This window comes from Agrobacterium sp. SORGH_AS_0745, assembly GCF_030818995.1.
Classification (GTDB): Bacteria; Pseudomonadota; Alphaproteobacteria; order Rhizobiales; family Rhizobiaceae; genus Agrobacterium; species Agrobacterium tumefaciens.
Window position 1 is genome coordinate 269,240 of the sequence record NZ_JAUTBI010000003.1, and the last position, 19,008, is coordinate 288,247.

General features: G+C 59.4%; 18 protein-coding genes and 1 tRNA gene. 15 read left to right on the forward strand and 4 right to left on the reverse strand.

The window, feature by feature from the left end; all coding sequences use genetic code 11:
* The first annotated feature begins 64 nt into the window (after positions 1–64).
* The 10 genes from QE432_RS11250 (at position 65) to dps (ending at position 9,401) form a co-directional block, all read left to right on the forward strand.
* Positions 65–1,144 (forward strand): ABC transporter substrate-binding protein, encoded by a 1,080-nt coding sequence (locus QE432_RS11250; protein WP_019565081.1) that lies wholly within the window; start codon positions 65–67, stop codon positions 1,142–1,144.
* 252 nt (positions 1,145–1,396) lie between these two features.
* Positions 1,397–2,341, forward strand: coding sequence for a Bug family tripartite tricarboxylate transporter substrate binding protein (locus QE432_RS11255; RefSeq protein WP_003514032.1), 945 nt, complete (start codon positions 1,397–1,399; stop codon positions 2,339–2,341).
* Positions 2,338–2,832 (forward strand): tripartite tricarboxylate transporter TctB family protein, encoded by a 495-nt coding sequence (locus QE432_RS11260; protein ID WP_013636754.1) that lies wholly within the window; start codon positions 2,338–2,340, stop codon positions 2,830–2,832. Before QE432_RS11255 ends, QE432_RS11260 begins: the two co-directional genes overlap by 4 nt.
* 107 nt (positions 2,833–2,939) lie before the next feature.
* Positions 2,940–4,457: a tripartite tricarboxylate transporter permease gene (locus tag QE432_RS11265; RefSeq protein WP_003514036.1), complete on the forward strand. Its 1,518-nt coding sequence runs from the start codon at positions 2,940–2,942 to the stop codon at positions 4,455–4,457.
* A 129-nt stretch (positions 4,458–4,586) separates the two neighbouring features.
* Positions 4,587–4,847, forward strand: a complete 261-nt coding sequence (locus QE432_RS11270; protein ID WP_306624284.1) for a hypothetical protein — start codon at positions 4,587–4,589, stop codon at positions 4,845–4,847.
* 200 nt (positions 4,848–5,047) lie between these two features.
* On the forward strand, positions 5,048–5,986 hold the full coding sequence (locus tag QE432_RS11275; RefSeq protein ID WP_013636756.1) for a siderophore ABC transporter substrate-binding protein: 939 nt from the start codon (positions 5,048–5,050) through the stop codon (positions 5,984–5,986).
* A 119-nt stretch (positions 5,987–6,105) separates the two neighbouring features.
* Positions 6,106–7,071: an ABC transporter permease gene (locus QE432_RS11280; protein ID WP_038492099.1), complete on the forward strand. Its 966-nt coding sequence runs from the start codon at positions 6,106–6,108 to the stop codon at positions 7,069–7,071.
* Complete coding sequence (locus QE432_RS11285) at positions 7,064–8,032, forward strand: iron chelate uptake ABC transporter family permease subunit (RefSeq protein ID WP_003514044.1); 969 nt, start codon at positions 7,064–7,066, stop codon at positions 8,030–8,032. The genes QE432_RS11280 and QE432_RS11285 overlap by 8 nt, the downstream gene beginning before the upstream one ends.
* Positions 8,029–8,787: an iron ABC transporter ATP-binding protein gene (locus QE432_RS11290; protein ID WP_111783478.1), complete on the forward strand. Its 759-nt coding sequence runs from the start codon at positions 8,029–8,031 to the stop codon at positions 8,785–8,787. Before QE432_RS11285 ends, QE432_RS11290 begins: the two co-directional genes overlap by 4 nt.
* A 125-nt stretch (positions 8,788–8,912) precedes the next feature.
* The gene (gene dps, locus QE432_RS11295) at positions 8,913–9,401 is read left to right on the forward strand and encodes a DNA starvation/stationary phase protection protein Dps (protein WP_003514046.1); all 489 of its coding nucleotides are present in this window, start codon (positions 8,913–8,915) and stop codon (positions 9,399–9,401) included.
* A 77-nt stretch (positions 9,402–9,478) separates the two neighbouring features.
* Here dps and QE432_RS11300 read toward each other — a convergent pair whose 3' ends face one another.
* Positions 9,479–9,700: a hypothetical protein gene (locus tag QE432_RS11300; RefSeq protein ID WP_013636760.1), complete on the reverse strand. Its 222-nt coding sequence runs from the start codon at positions 9,698–9,700 to the stop codon at positions 9,479–9,481.
* 373 nt (positions 9,701–10,073) lie between these two features.
* Between QE432_RS11300 and QE432_RS11305 the strand changes: the two genes are divergently transcribed.
* A tRNA-Gly gene (locus QE432_RS11305) sits at positions 10,074–10,148 on the forward strand.
* Between the two features lie 404 nt (positions 10,149–10,552).
* A complete protein-coding gene (locus tag QE432_RS11310; protein WP_306624287.1) occupies positions 10,553–12,514 on the forward strand; it encodes a methyl-accepting chemotaxis protein in 1,962 nt (653 codons plus the stop codon).
* Positions 12,515–12,656: 142 nt separating this feature from the next.
* Here QE432_RS11310 and QE432_RS11315 read toward each other — a convergent pair whose 3' ends face one another.
* Positions 12,657–13,490: an aldo/keto reductase gene (locus tag QE432_RS11315; RefSeq protein ID WP_111783475.1), complete on the reverse strand. Its 834-nt coding sequence runs from the start codon at positions 13,488–13,490 to the stop codon at positions 12,657–12,659.
* Positions 13,491–13,556: 66 nt separating this feature from the next.
* Positions 13,557–14,738, reverse strand: coding sequence for an MFS transporter (locus QE432_RS11320; protein WP_111783474.1), 1,182 nt, complete (start codon positions 14,736–14,738; stop codon positions 13,557–13,559).
* 162 nt (positions 14,739–14,900) lie between these two features.
* On the opposite strand from QE432_RS11320, the gene QE432_RS11325 reads away from it, so the two are divergent.
* Positions 14,901–15,800, forward strand: coding sequence for a LysR family transcriptional regulator (locus tag QE432_RS11325; protein WP_306624290.1), 900 nt, complete (start codon positions 14,901–14,903; stop codon positions 15,798–15,800).
* Positions 15,801–15,809: 9 nt separating this feature from the next.
* Here the strand turns inward: QE432_RS11325 and QE432_RS11330 are convergent, their stop codons facing one another.
* On the reverse strand, positions 15,810–16,709 hold the full coding sequence (locus tag QE432_RS11330; RefSeq protein WP_003514057.1) for a LysR family transcriptional regulator: 900 nt from the start codon (positions 16,707–16,709) through the stop codon (positions 15,810–15,812).
* 134 nt (positions 16,710–16,843) lie between these two features.
* On the opposite strand from QE432_RS11330, the gene QE432_RS11335 reads away from it, so the two are divergent.
* Entirely contained in the window at positions 16,844–17,641 is a 798-nt protein-coding gene (locus tag QE432_RS11335) for an alpha/beta hydrolase fold domain-containing protein (RefSeq protein WP_013636765.1), read from the forward strand.
* A gap of 116 nt (positions 17,642–17,757) precedes the next feature.
* Positions 17,758–18,948, forward strand: a complete 1,191-nt coding sequence (locus QE432_RS11340; protein ID WP_306624291.1) for an efflux RND transporter periplasmic adaptor subunit — start codon at positions 17,758–17,760, stop codon at positions 18,946–18,948.
* Positions 18,949–19,008 lie beyond the last annotated feature (60 nt).

Genomic DNA, 19,008 nt, shown 5'->3' on the forward strand with positions numbered 1-19,008 from the left:
CCTCCCGCAACATTGCCGAGCTTATCCAAGCCCTTGGCGCTTGTGAATGGCAAGCGCGTGCGGCATGATCTTTTCCATGCGTATCGCCGTTTTTCTCTGTCTCTGTCTTTGCATGGCCTCACCGGCACTTGCACAAGTCGCCGTTTTCCCTGCACCATCAGGCAAGGCGGATGCGGAAACGCTGGTGGTTTATTCCTCGCTGGACGAACCGCTGGCCACGCCGATGATCGAGGGTTTCCAGAAGGCCAACCCCGATATCGCCGTCCATTACGAGGACATGCTGACCGGCGAAATCTATGATCGCATCGTGAAAGAAACCGATGCGGGCAAAAAGACCGCCGATTTCGCCTTTTCATCCGCCATGGATTTGCAGGTGAAGTTGAGCAATGACGGTTACGCCCAGCGCTCCGACCTTGCCATGAGCGCGCGCTGGCCCACCTGGGCCAACTGGCGCAACACCGCCTATGCGCTGACCTTCGAGCCGGCGGTGTTCGTGTATCACAAGCCGAGCTTTACCACCGAAAAGCCGCCCGCGACCCGTGCCGAATTCGTCGATTATCTTGAGCGCCACGCCAAGGAAGTGCATGGCCGCATCGCTACCTACGACATTGAGCGCTCCGGCGTCGGCTTCCTGTTCATGTCGCGCGATCAGGAGCAGTTCGGCGACATATGGAGCGTCATCAAGGCCATGGGCGCGGCCGGCGTGAAGGTCTATTCCACGTCATCCGCCATTCTGGAGCGTGTCTCCGACGGGCGCTTCGTGCTGGGCTACAATATTCTCGGTTCCTACGCGGCCGACTGGGCCTCGCGCCATCCCGATGTCGGTATCGTGCTGCCCAAGGACTATACCGTGGTCATGTCGCGCATCGGGCTGGTGCCGGAAGCCGCCGCCAATCCGGCGCTCGGCCGCCGCTATCTCGAATTCTTCATGTCCAAGGAGGGCCAGACGATCATGGCCCGGCAATTGCAGATCCCCGCCGTCAGCCCTGACGTGGCGGGCGAAAATACCGCCAACACCATGCAGGCGATCCACGGCGCACAATTGCGCCCCGTGCCCGTCAGCCCGGGCCTGATGGTCTATCTGGATCAGGTCAAGCGCAGCCGCCTGATCGAGCGGTGGAACGAGGCGCTACGCTCGCAATAGTAGACGGCAAGCACAAATTAATAGAGAGTAAATGCGCAAGGACTTGCGGTGCGTCAGTTAGATGACAGCTTTTTATGATGCTCTGCAATCCTTCTTCATTCCGTGGAGGCGGAAGAAGATGCGGGAGGAAATCTTGAGGACCGTAGAGCTCCGCGCTGCCCTGGCAGCGTCAGGATAAGCACGGCCTGAAACTCCCTTCCGCATAAACGAAAAACGACGCCCAAAAAGGGCATCCTGAGGAGGGTTTTCTAAGTGAAACATTTTCTTATCGGCACATTTCTGGCAGGCGTGATCGCGCTTCCGGCGGTCGCAGCGGACTACACCATCATCGCGCCGGCCAATCCCGGCGGCGGCTGGGACCAGACCGCGCGTTCCCTGCAGACCGTGCTGCAGGAAGAAGGCATTTCCAAGAGCGTTCAGGTGCAGAACGTGCCAGGTGCCGGCGGCACCATCGGTCTTGCACAGTTCGCCAGCCAGCAGAAGGGCAACCCGAACGCCCTCATCGTCGGCGGTTACGTGATGGTCGGCGCGATCCTCACCAACAAGGCGCCCGTCACCCTCAAGGAAGTGACGCCAATCGCCCGCCTGACCGGTGAATATGAAGCAATCGTCGTTCCGGCATCTTCGCCGCTGAAAACCATCGGCGACCTCGTCGACCAGCTCAAAAAAGATCCGGGCAGCGTGTCCTGGGGCGGCGGCTCGGCCGGCGGCACCGATCATATCGCTGTTGGCCTGATCGCCAAGGCGGCCGGCGTCGATCCGACCAAGATCAACTACATCGCCTATTCCGGCGGCGGCGAAGCGCTTGCCTCGATCCTCGGCTCGCAGGTAACAGCCGGCATTTCGAGCTACGGCGAATTCGAAAGCCAGGTCAAGGCGGGCACGTTGCGCCTGCTGGCCGTTTCCAGCGAAGAGAAGCTGGAAGGCGTTGACGCGCCGACGCTCAAGGAAAGCGGCCTCGACGTCGTCGTGCAGAACTGGCGCATGGTCGCTGCTCCTCCCGGCCTGACGCCGGAACAGGAAAAGGCCGTCAGCGCCGATATCGAGAAGCTGGCGAAATCCGCAAAGTGGCAGGAAACGCTGAAGACCAAGAGCTGGATGGATACCTATCTTTCCGGTGACGAGTTCAAGGCGCAGCTTGCCAAGGACACCGACGCCACCGCCGCCATCCTCAAAGAAATCGGACTGGTAAAATGAGCCAGGGTTCCAACCCTTCACAACATCAAGAGCGCCGCCCTGACTGGGCGGCGCTGGCGATCGCCGTAGCCCTCGTCCTTATCGCGTGCGTGATCTTCTGGGACAGTGCGCGTCTCGCCAGCGTCACCGGCTACTCGCCGGTCGGTCCGGCAACGGTCCCCTACGCCATCGCCTTCTGTCTTGTCGGCCTTGCGCTCTGGACGGCCATCGAAGCCTGGCGCGGTGATTTTCCTGAACGGGACAAACAGGAAGTCGCCCCGGTCATATGGGTCGTCGCCGGCCTTGCCGCGCAGATGCTGTTGCTGAACGTCGCCGGTTTCTCCATCGCCACCGGTCTCCTGTTTGCGTTTACGGCGCGCGCCTTCGGCAAACGCAAGCTCTGGTATTCGATCCCCATCGGCATCGCTCTGAGCTTCGTCATCTGGATCATCTTTGCGCGGCTGCTGCAACTTTCTCTGCCTGCCGGGCCTCTGGAGCGGCTGTTGTTCTAACAGCCATTCCGACCAAAATTCGAGATCACAGGAAACCGCCGGCGCGCGATGACGCAAACGCCAGCCGTTCCGCCCGCCCATCTGCTCGACTTGGGGGACATCTGTCCATGAGTACGTTTGAATTCCTGCTGCACGGTCTTGAGGTTGCTGCCCAACCCATGAACCTGCTCTATGCGCTGATCGGCGTGACACTCGGCACTGCCGTCGGCGTTCTGCCCGGCATCGGGCCGGCGCTGACGGTCGCTCTGCTTCTGCCCGTTACATACCGGCTTGATCCCGCCGGTTCGCTCATCATGTTCGCCGGCATCTATTATGGCGGCATGTATGGCGGATCGACCACCTCGATCCTGCTCAACACGCCGGGCGAAAGCGCATCGATCGTGACTGCGCTCGAAGGCAACAAGATGGCCCGTGCGGGCCGCGGCGGCCCGGCACTTGCCACCGCCGCCATCGGCTCCTTCGTCGCTGGTCTCATCGCCACAGTCGCTCTCGCCTTTGTTGCACCCTATATCGTCAAGCTGGCGCTGGTTTTCGGCCCGCGCGAATATTTCGCGCTGATGGTGCTCGCTTTTGTCACCGTCTCCTCGGCTTTCGGAGACTCGGCACTGCGCGGCCTTACCTCGCTGTTCATCGGCTTCGCGCTCGCCATCGTCGGTATCGACCAGTTGACCGGCCAGACCCGCATGAGCTTCGGCATTCCCGACCTTCTCGACGGCGTGGAAGTGACGACGCTTGCGGTGGCCATGTTCGCCATCGGCGAGACGCTGTTCATCGTTGCGCAGGGCCAGAGTGGCGACGAGAAGGTCGAAGCGGTCAAGGGTTCGGTCTGGATGAGTGCGCAGGACTGGGCGCGTTCCTGGAAACCCTGGTTGCGCGGCACATTGATCGGTTTCCCCATTGGCGCCATGCCTGCCGGTGGTGCTGAAATCGGCACCTTCCTTTCCTATGCCACCGAAAAGCGGCTCAGCAAACATCCGGAAGAATTCGGCCATGGCGCCATCGAAGGGGTTGCCGGTCCGGAAGCCGCCAACAATGCCTCCGCTGCCGGTACGCTCGTGCCCCTCCTGACGCTCGGCCTGCCGACGACGGCAACCGCTGCCATCATGCTTGCCGGTTTCCAGCAGTTCGGTCTTCAGCCTGGCCCGCTGCTGTTTGCCACCAATCCGCAGCTGGTCTGGGGCCTTATCGCCAGCCTGTTCATCGCCAACCTGATGCTGCTGGTCCTCAATCTGCCGCTCATCGGCCTGTGGGTGAAGCTGCTGACCATCCCGAAACCCTGGCTCTATGCCGGCATCCTGCTGTTTGCGACGCTCGGCACCATCGGCGCCAACCCGTCCGTGTTCGAACTCGGCATGCTGCTCGCCTTCGGTATCCTTGGTTACATCATGCGCATCTTCGGTTATCCGATCGCGCCTGCCGTGGTCGGCCTCATCCTCGGGCCGCTTGCCGAACAGCAGCTTCGCCGTGCACTCGCCATCGGCCAGGGCGACCCGACCGTGCTGCTCACCTCACCGATTGCCGTCGGCCTGTTCCTTGTCGCAGCCGCCGCCTTCATCGTCCCGCTCATCATGCGCATCCGCGGCCGCGGCGAGGTGCTGACGCAGCTTGCCGCCAACGAGGACTGATAACAAACAGCCTCCCAAGGCAACTGGCCCCGTCTCCTTCCGGATGCGGGGCCCTTTTTATTCACGGCAACGGGATGTGTGGCGCAGGCACGGCCGTGATAGTATTCCTGTCCAACGCAGGAGAAAAACATGCGCAAGATCGCGATCATGCTGGTTCTGGGCCTTGCCGGCTGCGCCACCGCGGCACCCGACGTGCAACCCATTCCGGGCAGCATCACCTATGGCGGACAACCCCATACCAAATTGACCAAGTCACCCATCGGCAGCACGCTCAGCCACGAATTCGTCATGGGCGATGGCCGGCTGGCGATTGAAACCTACAGCATCCAGCCTGACCGGTCGCTGAAACTGGAAAGACGCGAGATCGTCGGCGACTGGCCGCCGAATTGAAAGAAGATACGGCCCCTGATGTGGCTCCGGGGTTTGCTTCCGGTGCCACACACATTTCCCGCTCACGGCAATTCAGAACCATTCTAAAACATATTTTTGATTTCCGCATACCTTGCCAATAAAGCTGACAGCGAACATCAAGTTACGCCTGCGGGATCCGCTTCCGCAGGGTCAAGAACCATATTGCAAGGGACATATCCGTGGCCATCAACTTCACCTTCCCCGTTCGGCTGCTGGCAGCAGCGGCCTTCAGCCTTGGCGCGATGACCGCAGGCGCTGAGGAAATGACGATCAAGCACGCGCAGGGCGAGACCGTTCTGAAAGCCGCGCCGAAAAAGGTTCTGGTTCTGGATATCCCCTCGCTCGACAATCTCGATGCGATGGGCGTCGAGCCAGCTGGTGTCCTTGGTTCCAACCTGCCGACCTATCTCCAGAAATATGCCGATGGCAAATATCTGAAGGTCGGCACGCTGTTCGAACCCGATTACGAGGCGATCAATGCGGCAGAAGCCGATCTCGTCATCGTCGGCGGCCGTTCGCGTGCGAAATATCCCGATGTTGCGAAGATCACGCCCGCCATCGACATGTCGATCGATTCCAAGGAATTCATCGCGAGCGTCAAAGCCAATATCACCAAGCTCGGCGATATCTTCGGCAAGCAGGAAGAAGCAAAGAAGCTCGACGCCTCCATCGACGAGAAGGTCGCAAAGCTGAAGGCCATCGCGCCGAATTCCGGCACGGCGATGATCCTCGTCACCAATGCCGGCAAGGTCGGTGTTTACGGCCCAAGCTCGCGCACCGGCTGGCTGCACACGGAAATCGGCTTCAAGCCGGTCGCTCCTGATATCGATGACCGCTTCGACCGGGGCGATGTCGTGTCCTTCGAATATCTGGCAGAGGTCAATCCCGAATGGCTGTTCGTGATAGACCGCGATGCCGGCATCGGCCGCGCAACGGACCCAGGCAAGGCCGCCGCCCAGGTGCTGGACAACGAACTGATCCACCAGACCAACGCCTGGAAGAAAAAGCAGATCGTCTATCTCGACCCGCAGGCGGCCTATATCGTCAGCAGCGGTTATACGGCGCTCACCACCTTGCTTGATCAGGTCTACGAGGCCGTGTCCGAGAAGAAGTCGTAAAAACTGCCTTCGCGACGTCATCCCCGGGCTTCTCCCGAGGATGACGAAGGAGAGGTTCAGTCCTCCGGGCAATCTGCGAGGTCGAAGCGAGTCATCACCATTTTCGAAAAACCACTGACGTGAAATCCCTGTCCCTCATCCTCGCCCTCCTTCTGGCGCTGACACTCGCCATCGTCAGCCTGTTCGTCGGCGTGAGCAACGTCTCGCTGGCGACGCTTTTTGCGCCGGATACGAGCGCGGATGCACTGCGGGTGCTCCTCGTCAGCCGCATTCCGCGCACGCTGGCGCTCATACTGGCCGGAAGCTCGATGGCGATTGCCGGTCTCATCATGCAGATGCTGGTGCGCAACCGCTTCGTGGAGCCTTCGACGGCTGGCACCACCGAATCCGCCGGCCTTGGCCTGCTCACCGTCACCCTGCTTGCCCCGGAAACGCCGATCTTCGGCAAGATGTTGGTGGCCGCCGCTTTCGCGCTGGCGGGAACCGCACTTTTTCTGCGTATTCTACGGCAGGTGCCGCTGCGCGATGTGCTGCTGGTGCCGCTGATTGGCATCATGCTGGGCGGCGTCATTTCTGCCGTCACCACTTTCTTCGCCTATCGTTTCGATCTGCTGCAATCGCTCGGCGCGTGGATGACCGGGGATTTTTCCGGCGTGCTGCGTGGCCGCTATGAATTGCTGTGGATTGGCTTCGTTTTCGCCATCGCCGCCTATCTCGCCGCCGACCGTTTCACGGTGGCAGGCATGGGGCGCGACTTCACCACCAATCTCGGACTGAACTATCGCCGGGTGATGGCGCTCGGCCTCACCATCGTCTCGCTGGTCAGTGCCGTCGTCGTCGTCACGGTGGGCATGATCCCCTTTCTTGGCCTGATCGTGCCGAATGTGGTCAGCCTGATTATCGGCGACAATATGCGCCGTTCCGTGCCCTGGGTGGCGACACTTGGCGCGGTCTTCGTTCTTGCCTGCGACATCATCGGCAGAACGGTGCGCGCGCCCTATGAGATACCGATCGGAACCGTGGTCGGCGTCATCGGCAGCGCGTTGTTCCTCTATCTCCTGCTCCGGAAACGCCACCATGCATGAGAGACATCCCGACCGGCGCGCGAAACTCGTGCTGCTGATGCTTCTCGCACTGGCGCTCATCTCCATGGCTGCCTTCATGACGCTCGGTGCAAAGGGCAGTTGGAGCTTCATCCTGCCGTTTCGCGGCATCAAGCTTCTGTCGCTTTTGCTGGTGGCCTATGCCATCGCCGTTTCGACGGTATTGTTCCAGACGGTCACCAACAACCGCATTCTCACCCCTTCGGTGATGGGTTTCGATTCGCTCTATGTGCTGGTGCAGACGGCGCTGATCTTCGTGTTTGGCTCGGCAACCGTGGTGATGATCGATCCGCAACTGAAGTTTCTTGCCGAAACCGCGCTGCTCGTCACGTTCTCCGCCCTGCTCTACCGCTGGCTTTTCGTCGGCGCGGAACGCAGCCTGCATCTTCTGGTGCTGGTCGGCATCGTCTTCGGCGTGTTCTTCCGCAGCCTCTCGGGCTTCATGCAGCGCGTACTGGACCCCAATGAGTATGCGGTGCTGCAGGATGTGCTGTTCGCCAGCTTCAATTCCATCGATCCCACCCTTCTTGCGGTATCAGCCATCATCGTCGGCGTGGTGACGATTATCGGGTTGCGGCTCCTGCACACGCTCGACGTTCTTTCGCTCGGCCGCGCAACGGCTATCAGCCTTGGCGTGGACTACAAGCGAACGGTGACGATCATCCTCGTGCTGGTCTCCGTTCTCGTTGCTGTTTCCACCGCACTCGTCGGCCCTGTGATGTTCTTCGGGCTGCTGGTTGCGGCGCTGGCCCATTATCTCACAGGCAACGGCAAACATGCCTATGTGCTGCCGGCTGCAATCCTCATCGCCATCATCTGCCTTGTTGGCGGTCAGGTGGTGCTGGAGCGGATCTTCGCCTTCAACACGGCGCTTTCCATCATCATCGAATTTCTGGGCGGCATCGTCTTTATCGGTCTTATTCTCAAGCGGGGTGCGCGATGATCATCGCCAGTCAGATCAGCAAATCCTATGGCGAAACGGTTGTTGTCGATGGCGTCTCCGTCGCCATTCCGGCAGGCGGCGTCACCTCCATCATCGGGCCGAACGGGGCGGGAAAATCCACGCTGCTCTCCATCGTGGCACGGCTGATGTCCATGGATGCGGGAACCGTGACTGTGGACGGGCTGGATGTGACCAAGACCCCTTCCGACACGCTGGCAAAACGGCTCTCGATCCTCAGGCAAGACAACCACATCTCGTCACGCCTGACGGTGCGCGATCTCGTCGGTTTTGGACGTTATCCCTATTCCAAGGGCCGTCCCACCATCGAGGACAAGGTCCATATCGACCGGGCGCTGGAATATCTCCATCTCGAAAACCTTTCCGGCCGCTTTCTCGACGAGCTTTCCGGCGGCCAGCGTCAGCGCGCCTTCGTGGCCATGGTTCTGTGTCAGGACACGGACTATGTGCTCCTGGACGAGCCGCTCAACAATCTCGACATGAAACACGCCTCAAGCATGATGAAGATCATGCGTCGCGCCGCCGACGAGCTGAAGAAGACCGTGGTTCTGGTACTGCACGACATCAACTTCGCCTCCTGGTACTCCGACACCATCATCGCCATGCGTGATGGCCGAATCTGCCGCCAGGGACCGGCGGAACAGATTATCCGTCCGGAGGTTCTGCGGGAAATCTACGACATGACCATCAGTGTCAACGACATAGACGGTCGACGCATCTGTCTGTTTTATGAGTGAGATACGACGATTGCAGAGGTTTTTTGCCATTGCCGTCCGAGCGACGGAACAGGGCAACCGGCCAGGGCGTTAATCGGGGGAGATTTTGCCAAACGGCATTCCGTCCGCAACGTCAGGAGACATCGATGAAGACGCACAAGACGAAGAACGACCTGCCTTCCAACGCCAAATCAACGGTGATGGGTATTCTGAACGAATCGCTCGCTTCTGTGATCGACCTTGCACTGGTGACCAAGCAGGCGCACTGGAACCTGAAAGGTCCGCAATTCATCGCCGTGCACGAACTTCTCGACACCTTCCGCGCCCAGCTCGACAATCACGGCGATACCATTGCCGAACGCGTGGTGCAGCTTGGCGGCACGGCCCTCGGTAGCCTGCAATCCGTCTCTTCGACGACCAAGCTCAAGGCCTATCCGACCGATATCTACAAGATCCACGATCATTTGGACGAACTGATCGCCCGTTATGGCGACGTGGCCAACATGATCCGCAAGGCTATCGATGATTCCGACGAGGCCGGCGACCCGACGACAGCGGATATCTTCACCGCCGCCTCGCGCGATCTCGACAAGGCGCTGTGGTTCCTCGAGGCGCACGTTCAGGAAAAGAGCTGAGCCGTAACGCGGCTACTGACACCACACACACGAAAGCGCCCGAGATGCCCGGGCGCTTTTTTAATGAAATGGCGCAATCAGTGCCGACGTAAAACCGCAAGACCGATGTCGCGCAACATCTCATGATCGAGAATGCCGCGCTGGGCGCTACGGATCAAAACCGCCGCGCACTCGTTGGCGACGTGGCTACAGCGATCTTGAAGGCACTCGAAACATACGCCGTCGAAAATATTCTGCAGATCGGTGATCTGCTGGGGCGACAATTGTGCGCCGACTCTTTCAAAAGCTGCATACGACAAGGCTCATCCTCCCGATGATGACATGCCAAGTATCGTTTCTTTTTTTGTGGACATGAAATTTGTACACCCGAACGAATCACTTGTCGAATCAGATTTTAACCAAATGTAAACAGGTTATTTTTTGGCCATCCGGCCGGTTGTGTGCTTTTACAACCCAAATAAAGGCCAGCCGAAACAATACCTTCGCCCGCCAACACACTTTTTTACGACGCATCGGCCCGGCCGTTTTGAATAAACCCACAGGCCAGACGGATTTCCACCGAAACCGCAAAAGAAACTGTTGCATTCCAAAAACGATTGAGCGATATAGCACCCGTCGCCACGCTTTGGCGGCCCGCGGTCCAGCGAACTACCCCGGACCAGCGGTTTTTGAGCGGGTGTAGCTCAGGGGTAGAGCACAACCTTGCCAAGGTTGGGGTCGAGGGTTCAAATCCCTTCGCCCGCTCCAGTTTTCCCTGGAAAACGTCGGGATTGTCAAAGCGCTTACAGGCACCGCCCTGATTTTGCCGCCGGTCCCAGATAGCTCCCCTTCAACCGAAGCCTACCCGCATGTTCTGGGCCGATCTGATGCACAACCATAGTCCCGTGCCCTAGACACCGAACTTATTCGCTTCGGGAAGGCGTTCGCGGACGCGCAAGACATGACAACCGATTTGAGATGCCCATTAGAATTATTCAGCATTAAATACTATTCTTATTTAATACAACAGTACAGTATCTTATTATAAGATACGTAATTACTAATAATAAATAATTATTTCTTAAATTTGTAAGTATAATCATCACCGGAAAAGCGCATGATGCCGAAATATGACCCATGAAGGGCTAGATTTTCTTGTGGGAGCCATAACGATGAGAAATATTCCCGTTGTCGGAAAGTTTTTGACGGTATTTGCGCTATTCGGCGTATGTGCAATCCTGATTGCGGCCTACTCCGCCATACAGATCAAATCGATCGATGGAAGTTATAGTGACCTTATTGCGCGTGACAGCGCAGCGGCCTTGAATTTGGCACTCGCGAACCAAGAACTGCTGAACGGGCGTGCGGCTTTGGCCGATATGATGATCGCCTTTACGGAACAGGGTAATGCCGCTGCCGAAGCTGAGGTGAAGGCCACACGCGACAAGTTCATGGTATCGATGGATGGAGCCATCGCCAATATCCCCGAAGACAACCGCCTGCGCGTACTCAAGGACGACGTGACGACGCTCTATAACGTGACGTGCAAGAACGCCTGGCACCTGGGCCGAACCGCATCAACCGTGGATGAGGCACTTGCGTCGCAAAAAGCGTTTGGCACCGAGTGCCAGCCAGTCTTTGCCAAGATCGGCTCGAAACTTACACAGATAGCCACTGATATTTCGAACCGTAGCGCCCAGCAGAGCGATGATCTGAGCGACATAAGCCAACGGACTGCACTAATTACCGTCGCGGCGGTCGTCCTCGGCTTCATCACCGTCGTCGTCATCGGATATTTCGCGATCAGCAGCTGGCTTGTCACGCCGATCCGGGGTCTTGTCGGCACGATGCAAACGCTTGCGGAGGGTAACCTGTCCGTCAAGGTCGAGGGAACGGACCGGCGCGACGAGGTCGGCACGATGGCAAAGGCCGTTGAGGTCTTCAAGGATAACGAATTGAAGGCCCGCCGGCTGGAAGCGGATGCGGCGCAGGTGCGTAACCAGTCCGAGGCAGAGCGTCAAAGAACCGCCGAAATTGATCGCAGGCGCGCCGCCGAAATGGCGGAAGCGACCAGCGGCCTTGCCGAAGGTCTGAAGCATATGGCCAATGGCGACCTGTCCTACCAGCTGAAAACGCCTTTCTCCGCAGAATTCGAAAGCCTGCGTGCGGACTTCAATATCGCCGTAAACCAGCTTAGCAAAACACTGCTGTCCGTTGCCGATGTAACGGCCACGATCGACAACGGCTCTCGCGAGTTGAGTTCGAGTGCGAGCGACCTGTCGCAACGCACGGAAACCCAAGCCGCATCGCTGGAAGAAACAGCCGCAGCGCTCGACCAGATAACCAGCAACGTCAGCAATTCGACCAAACGGACTGAGGAGGCCCGGATCGTGGCGGTCGAGGCCAACAGATCCGCGCAGACATCCGGTCAAGTCGTGGCAACTGCGGTCGATGCCATGAAGCGCATAGAAAGCTCTTCAAGCCAGATTTCCAACATCATAGGCGTCATCGACGAGATTGCCTTCCAGACCAATCTTCTGGCACTCAACGCCGGCGTCGAGGCGGCCCGTGCGGGCGAGGCAGGCAAGGGCTTTGCGGTTGTGGCACAGGAAGTGCGTGAACTGGCCCAGCGCTCGGCGCAAGCGGCCAAGGAAATCAAGGAGCTTATCCGCAACTCCGCCGACGAAGTGCAGAACGGCGTGAAACTCGTGACCGCAACCGGCGACGCCCTGAAGATCATTGAAAGTCACGTCATCGCCATCAATACACAACTCGACGCCATCGCGACATCCGCAAGGGAACAGTCGGTCGGGTTGGCCGAGGTCAACAGCGCGGTGAACCAGATGGACCAGGTCACGCAGCACAATGCCGCGATGGTCGAAAGGGCTACGGCCTCCAGCGCATCGCTTGCCGGTGATGCCGAAAAACTCCGCCAGATCGTCGGCCAGTTCAAGCTGGATGGCGCAATGGCCAGCACCAGCACGGCTAGAACCGCATATATGCCTTCAGCGCCGGTGCGCGTTGCGGACAACGCACAGCCGAGACCATCCCCGGCGCGTCGCATGATCGGCCAGGTGGCCGCAGCGCTCGGCGTATCCACGGCCTCGAAAGATCAGACATGGGGCGAATTCTGATCCACTTTCTCAGAAGACACCCGGATAGCTTATCCGGGTGTCTTAAGGTTATCTATATCAGTGAAAACCGCTCCCCCGTCATGCCGGGCTAGACCCGGGTGACGGCACCAGGAGGAATTCCACCCATACCCGTTGGCAACGGTCAGGCAGCCGCGTCCCATACCGGCGCAAGCCCGTCCGGCGAGACGATACGGCCATCCGGTCGAGCAAGAGCACGGATCGCATCCGTCTCAGCGACCGACAGCGTGAAATCGAAGATCGCAAGGTTTTTATCAACACGGGCTTCGCTCACGGTCTTCGAAAGCGCAATCACACCCTGCTGCTGCACGAGCCAGCGCAGCACCACCTGCGCCACCGACTTGCCCCGGCTTGCGGCGATGTCCTTTAGAACCGGATCGGCAAAAACCTTGCCGTCGGCCATACCGTAATAACCCGTCACCGACATGCCGGCAGCCTTGGCCGCCGCGATCACCATATCCTGATCGATATAGGGATGGTATTCGATCTGATTGGTGACGATCGGTGCCTTTGACAAACTGACCGCCTCATCCATCAGCGCCGTATTGAAGTTGGACACGCCGATATGGCGAACCTTGCCGGCGTCGCGAACAGCGTTCAGCGCATCGATCTGCTCGGCCAGCGTTACCGCCTCGTTCGGCCAGTGCAGAAGCAGGAGATCGACATAATCGGTCTTCAGTTTTTTCAGGCTCTCATCGACGGAGGCAAGAAAGGCATCGTGCCTGTAGTTCTCCACCCAGACCTTGGTGGTCAGGAAGATATCGCTGCGTGCCACGCCGGAACCGGCAATGGCTTCGCCGACTTCGGCCTCATTACCGTAAATCTGCGCGGTATCGATATGGCGAAAGCCGGCCTTCAGGGCATGCGGAACGATCCGAAGAACATCGGGGCCGGGAATACGGAAGGTACCGAAGCCAAGCGCCGGGATCGATGCGCCGTTGGCGGTGACATCAAACATATATTTTCTCCTTTTAGGGTACGCCCGGCCAGCCCTTAGGCAGTGGCCGGGATTTATATGAAAAACTCAGGCAGTCTTCAGCGAGAGCGAGGCGCGACGGTCGAGTGCACTGCTCCAGAGGGTGAGGATGAGGGCAATGGCGACAAGGATGGCGCCGACCCATGGGGTTGCGGCAAGGCCCATCGGCGATTCCACCACCAGACCGCCAAGCCACGCACCAATCGCGATGCCGAGATTGAAGGCGGCGATATTGAGCGCCGAGGCGACATCGACAGCGCCGGGGCGGTGTTCCTTGGCCAGCTGCACCACATAAAGCTGCAGGCCGGGAACGTTGGCGAAGGACAGGAAGCCGAGCGCCACCAGCGTGATCAGGGTCAGAACCGGCGAAACGGCGGTGAAGGAAAAGACCAGAAGCACGATGGCTTGTGCCAGAAAGAGTCCGATCAACGCCTTGACCGGATTGTGGTTGGCGATTTTGCCGCCACCGATATTACCGGCGGCAATGGCGATGCCGTAGAGCACAAGGATCAGGCCGACGCTCTTTTCGGAGAAGCCTGTGACATCCTGAAGGATCGGCGCCAGAAAGGTGAAGGCGACGAAGGTGCCGCCGTAACCAAGTGCGGTCATGGCGAAAACGATGAGCAGTCGGCCGGAACCCAGCACCCGCACCTGATCGAGAAGGCTGGCGGGCGGCGCTTTCTTCAGCGTTCCCGGCAACAGGGCCGCGATACCGGCAAAGGCGATGACACCAAGACCTGCAACCGCCCAGAAGGTGGCGCGCCAGCCAAAAATCTGCCCGATATAGGTACCGATCGGCACGCCGGTGACGATGGCGACGGTCAAACCCATGAACATCATGGCAATCGCCGAGCCACGGCGGTTTTCCGGCACGAGATCGGCGGCGATGGTGGCGCCAACGGAGAAGAACACGCCATGGGCGAAGGCGGAAAGCACCCGCGCGACCAGAAGCGTCTCATAGCTTGGCGACACGGCGGCTGCGACATTACCGACAACGAACAGCGTCATCAGACCCAGCAGCAGCGGCTTTCTTTCGATCTTGCCGGTCAGCGCAGTCAGGATCGGCGCACCGAAAGTGACACCCAGCGCGTAAACGCTGACGATAAGGCCGGCAAGCGGCAGGGTAATGTGGAGATCTGCGGCGACCGTCGGCAAAAGACCGACGATGACAAACTCCGTGGTTCCGATCGCGTAAGCCGCGATCGTCAAGGCAAATATGGCCAATGGCATGACGAGTACCTCTTCGCCCGGAGCGGGATCGCGGGCGTTATGGACAGCGGGTACTGTCCGGTTGGATCAACTTTGTGATTGCAATATGGGCGAAGGGGACTTGCATGATAATCAGCAAGATTGGATAAAGGCCTTTGAATTAATTTCACAAGTGGTGCAGCGATGGACAACAGGGCCGGAGAAATGGAAGTCTTCGTCGCGGCAGCCGAGCTGGGGAGTTTTTCCGCAGCCGGGCGCAGGCTCAAGCTTTCACCCTCGGCGGTGAGCAAACTTGTCACCCGCATTGAAGACCGCCTCGGCACCCGCCTTCTCGCTCGCTCCACCCGCGTGGTGACGCTGACGCCGGAGGGGGAAATCTATCTTTCTCGGGCAAGGCGCATTCTGGCCGACATCGCCGATACGGAGCAGATCGTAGCAGGCGGCGGCAAGGTGGTGCCGCGGGGGCTATTGCGTGTCAACGCCACGCTGGGCTTCGGCGAAAGGTATCTTCTGCCGCTCGCACCGGAGTTTTTATCTCTTTATCCGGAAATCGAACTGGATATCTCGCTAACCGACGGCGTCATCAGCCTGATCGAGGAGCGCACCGACATAGCGATACGATCCGGCGGGATGGCGGATTCGTCCCTCAAGGCAAGAAAGCTGAAAGAGGTCCGACGGATCATCGTCGCCTCCCCTGCCTATATCGAAAAACATGGCATGCCGGAAAAGCCGCACGATCTGGCCCAACACAATTGCATCAGCTTCAATTTCAGTCGCAGCCTCAACGAATGGCCTTTCCGTGATCCCGGCACGACAGAGGTCTACCGCCTTCCCGTGACCGGCAACGCCTCGGTCAACAGCGGCATGGCAATGCGTAGGCTGTGCCTGACGGGCCTTGGGCTGGGAAGGGTCGGAGAGTTTCATGTCGAGCCGGATATCGAGGCCGGTCTGCTCGTGCCGGTGCTGGAGGATTACAATCCGGGCGACATGGAGGTGATCCACGCCGTTTATGCCGGACATGATCACCTGGCCGCCCGCGTACGCGCCTTTATCGATTTTGTCGCGGCAAAGGTCGGGCAGTGACCAGCCGCCTCAGACCAGGCTGTGAACCATCTTCGCCAGCCAGTCCACGAAGACACGGACCTTGTTGGTGACGTGCCGTGTCTGCGGATAGACCACATAGATCGGCATCGGTTCGCGCCGCCATTCCGGCAGAACCGGCACAAGCTCGCCACGCGCAAGCGCATCCTTGACCATGAAAACGGGCAGCTGCACCATGCCCATGCCCGCCAGCGCGGCGTTGAGATAAGTGCGGCTGTCATTCACCGAAACGACGTAGTTGGGCGTAATCTCGACGCTGCGAAGCCCGTTGTCGAATGAGATCGGCATGATCTGGCCAGTGGTGGCATTGAAATATCCCACGGAATGATGTCCGTTTTCGAGATCTTCCGGCTGTTGCGGCATGCCGAAACTCTCGATGTACAGGGGAGAGGCGAAGGTTTCGAATTTCAGCTCGCCGACCTTGCGCGCAATAAGTGATTGATCCCGCAACGTGCCGACCCGCAGCGCGCAATCGACATTCTCCGCGATATAATCGACCAGACGGTCGCCGACGCCGAGATCGAGCCGGATTTGCGGATAGCGCTGGTAAAATTCGCAAAGATGTGGAATAACCACGAGGTCCGCGAAGACACCGGCCATTTCCACCCGCAACCGGCCAGACGGCTGCACCTGCGCGCTGGACATGCTGCCATCAAGCTCTTCGATTTCCGACAGAATCTGCGAGGCCCGCTCATAATAGAGAGCGCCGTCCGTCGTCAGCATCACCCGCCGCGTTGTGCGGTTGAGAAGCGTGGTATGTAAATGCGCCTCCAGCGCCTGGACCATGTTGGTGACGGTGGTTTTGGGCATGTTCAGCGCGGTCGCGGCGCGGCTGAAATTGCCGGTTTCGACGACGCGAGTGAATACCCGCATGGCGGAAAGCTGATCCATGTCGCTATTATCCGTTTTTTTGGAATAGTGTTTTCATTTTGACGTACTTGATCGTTTTCTCCCGAACAATAATATGAATTTCAGATTTTGCAAATATGGTGAGCTGCTGATGGCGGCGCACGGGACCGGATCAAATGAAAGCGCACTGGGAAAATATCGAAGGCTGTGGGGGCTCGGCGTCCCAGCTTTCCGTGCGCCGATATGAAAGTGCCGGCCTGTGCACCAACCCGCCCGTGGTCCTTTATTTGCGCGGCGGCTCGTTTCTTGAAAAGGGCGGCAATTGCCCGGAGCTTCCGGTGGCACGCGCGCTCGCTGAAAGCGGCGCGATCGTCGTCGAGGCCGACTATAGCAAGTCGTCCGGCAACGAGTTTCCGATGGTGATCGATTGTGCCTTCGAAGCGCTGGATCACCTGAGCCGGGACCGCAAGCATTATGGCGGCGCAAAATCGCTGCTGTTTGTGGCCGGCGAAGAGGCTGGTGGCAATGTGGCGGCTGGGCTTGCGCTGAAGGCGCGTGACCGCATGCCGGGCAAGCTTGCCGGTCAAATACTTCTGTCGCCCATGATCGACCCGATGATGACGACGGAATCCTTCCGCGATGCGGACAGGATCGGCATGCGCCAGCGCTGGGCGGATGGCTGGAGCCATTACCTTGCCAAGGCCTGCGGGTTTTTTCACCCCTATGCCGCGCCCTGCCAGTGTACGCGGCTGAACCGGGTGGCGCCGGCGCTGATCTTTACCGCCGAGGACGACCCTCTGCGCGACGAAACGGTCGGTTATGCCGACAGGCTCATCGCCTCCGGTGTCAGCGTCCGGCAGCATGTTTTCCCCGCCGGCATTGGCTGGACGGGGCTTTATCAAGGAAAGGGCGGCGGATGGGTCCCATCCGTCTGTTCGGAGTTCAAGACCTTCGTTGACCAGATAAAACACTGAAATCGCATTTTGAGCATGTCCAGTAAAAGTGCGTAGCGGTTTTACGCCGGGACCATGCGACAAAACACACAGATAGAGAAACTGACCGGCTCCTGATCCGAGCCAAGGAGAGACCCATGACGCTGACCACAAAGCGCCGGGCCCTGACGGGCGCCGGTATCGGGCTTGCTATGTCCGTTGCAGCCGCAGCACTCATTTTCGACCTGCCCACCAGCCGTGATGCGACGGCAGCTTCCACCCCGGCTGAAACGCCGGCTATCCCAGTCACCGTCGCCAAGGTGGAAAGCCGCGATGTGATGCGCTGGGAAGAATTTTCCGGCCGTCTCGAAGCCGTCGACCGCGTGCAGATCCGCTCCCGCGTCGCTGGCCAGATCAAGGCCGTGCATTTCCGCGAAGGCGCGCTGGTGAAGGAAGGCGACCCCCTCTTCACCATCGATCCGGCCCCCTATCAGGCAGCCGTTGCAGGTGCTGAAGCCCAGGTCGCCTCCGCCGAAGCCAAGGTCAGCCTTGCCAAGACGGAACTCGACCGTGGCCGCAGGCTTTCCGACAATCGCACGATCTCCCAGAGCGATCTCGACCAGCGGCAAAGCTCGTTTGCGGATGCCGAAGCCCAGCTTCGCGCCGCCCGCGCGACGTTGACGACGGCTCAGCTCGATCTTGGTTACACCGAAATCGTTGCACCGGTTTCCGGCAGGGTCGGCCGCATCGAAATCACCGCCGGCAACCTCGTTGCCGCCGGCTCGACATCGCCTGCCCTGACGACGCTGGTTTCGGTCAACCCGATCTATGCCAGCTTCAACGCCAGCGAAGGAACGGTAGCGAAAGCGCTTTCCGAGCTGCCGAAGACAACCGACGCCCTGCCCGCGCTCGAACAGATCCCGGTGGAAATCGGCACGCTTTCGGATGACGGCACGCCGATCAAGGGCACCCTGCACCTCATCGACAACCAGGTCGATTCCGCCAGCGGCACCATTGGTGTGCGTGCGGTCTTCGAAAATCCTGATGGCAGGCTCATTCCCGGCCAGTTCGTGCGGGTGCGCATGGGTGAACCGAAGCCGGAAAACCGGATAGTCATCAGCGACCGCGCCATCGGCACGGATCAGGACAAGCGGTTCGTCTTTGTCGTCGATGCCGAAAACAAGGTGAGCTACCGCCAGATCAAGCCCGGCGCACCGGCTGACGGCCAGCGCATCATCGACAGCGGCCTTGCCGCCGGCGATACGATCGTCGTCAACGGCCTGCAGCGCATTCGCCCCGGTGCAACCATCGCACCGCAGGCGGAAGACAAGGTCGCCGCCTCGCAATAACGCCGTCCCGCCTCCGGCGAGACGCATTTCACAAAGAACCGGCCCTCACCGGCGGCCATG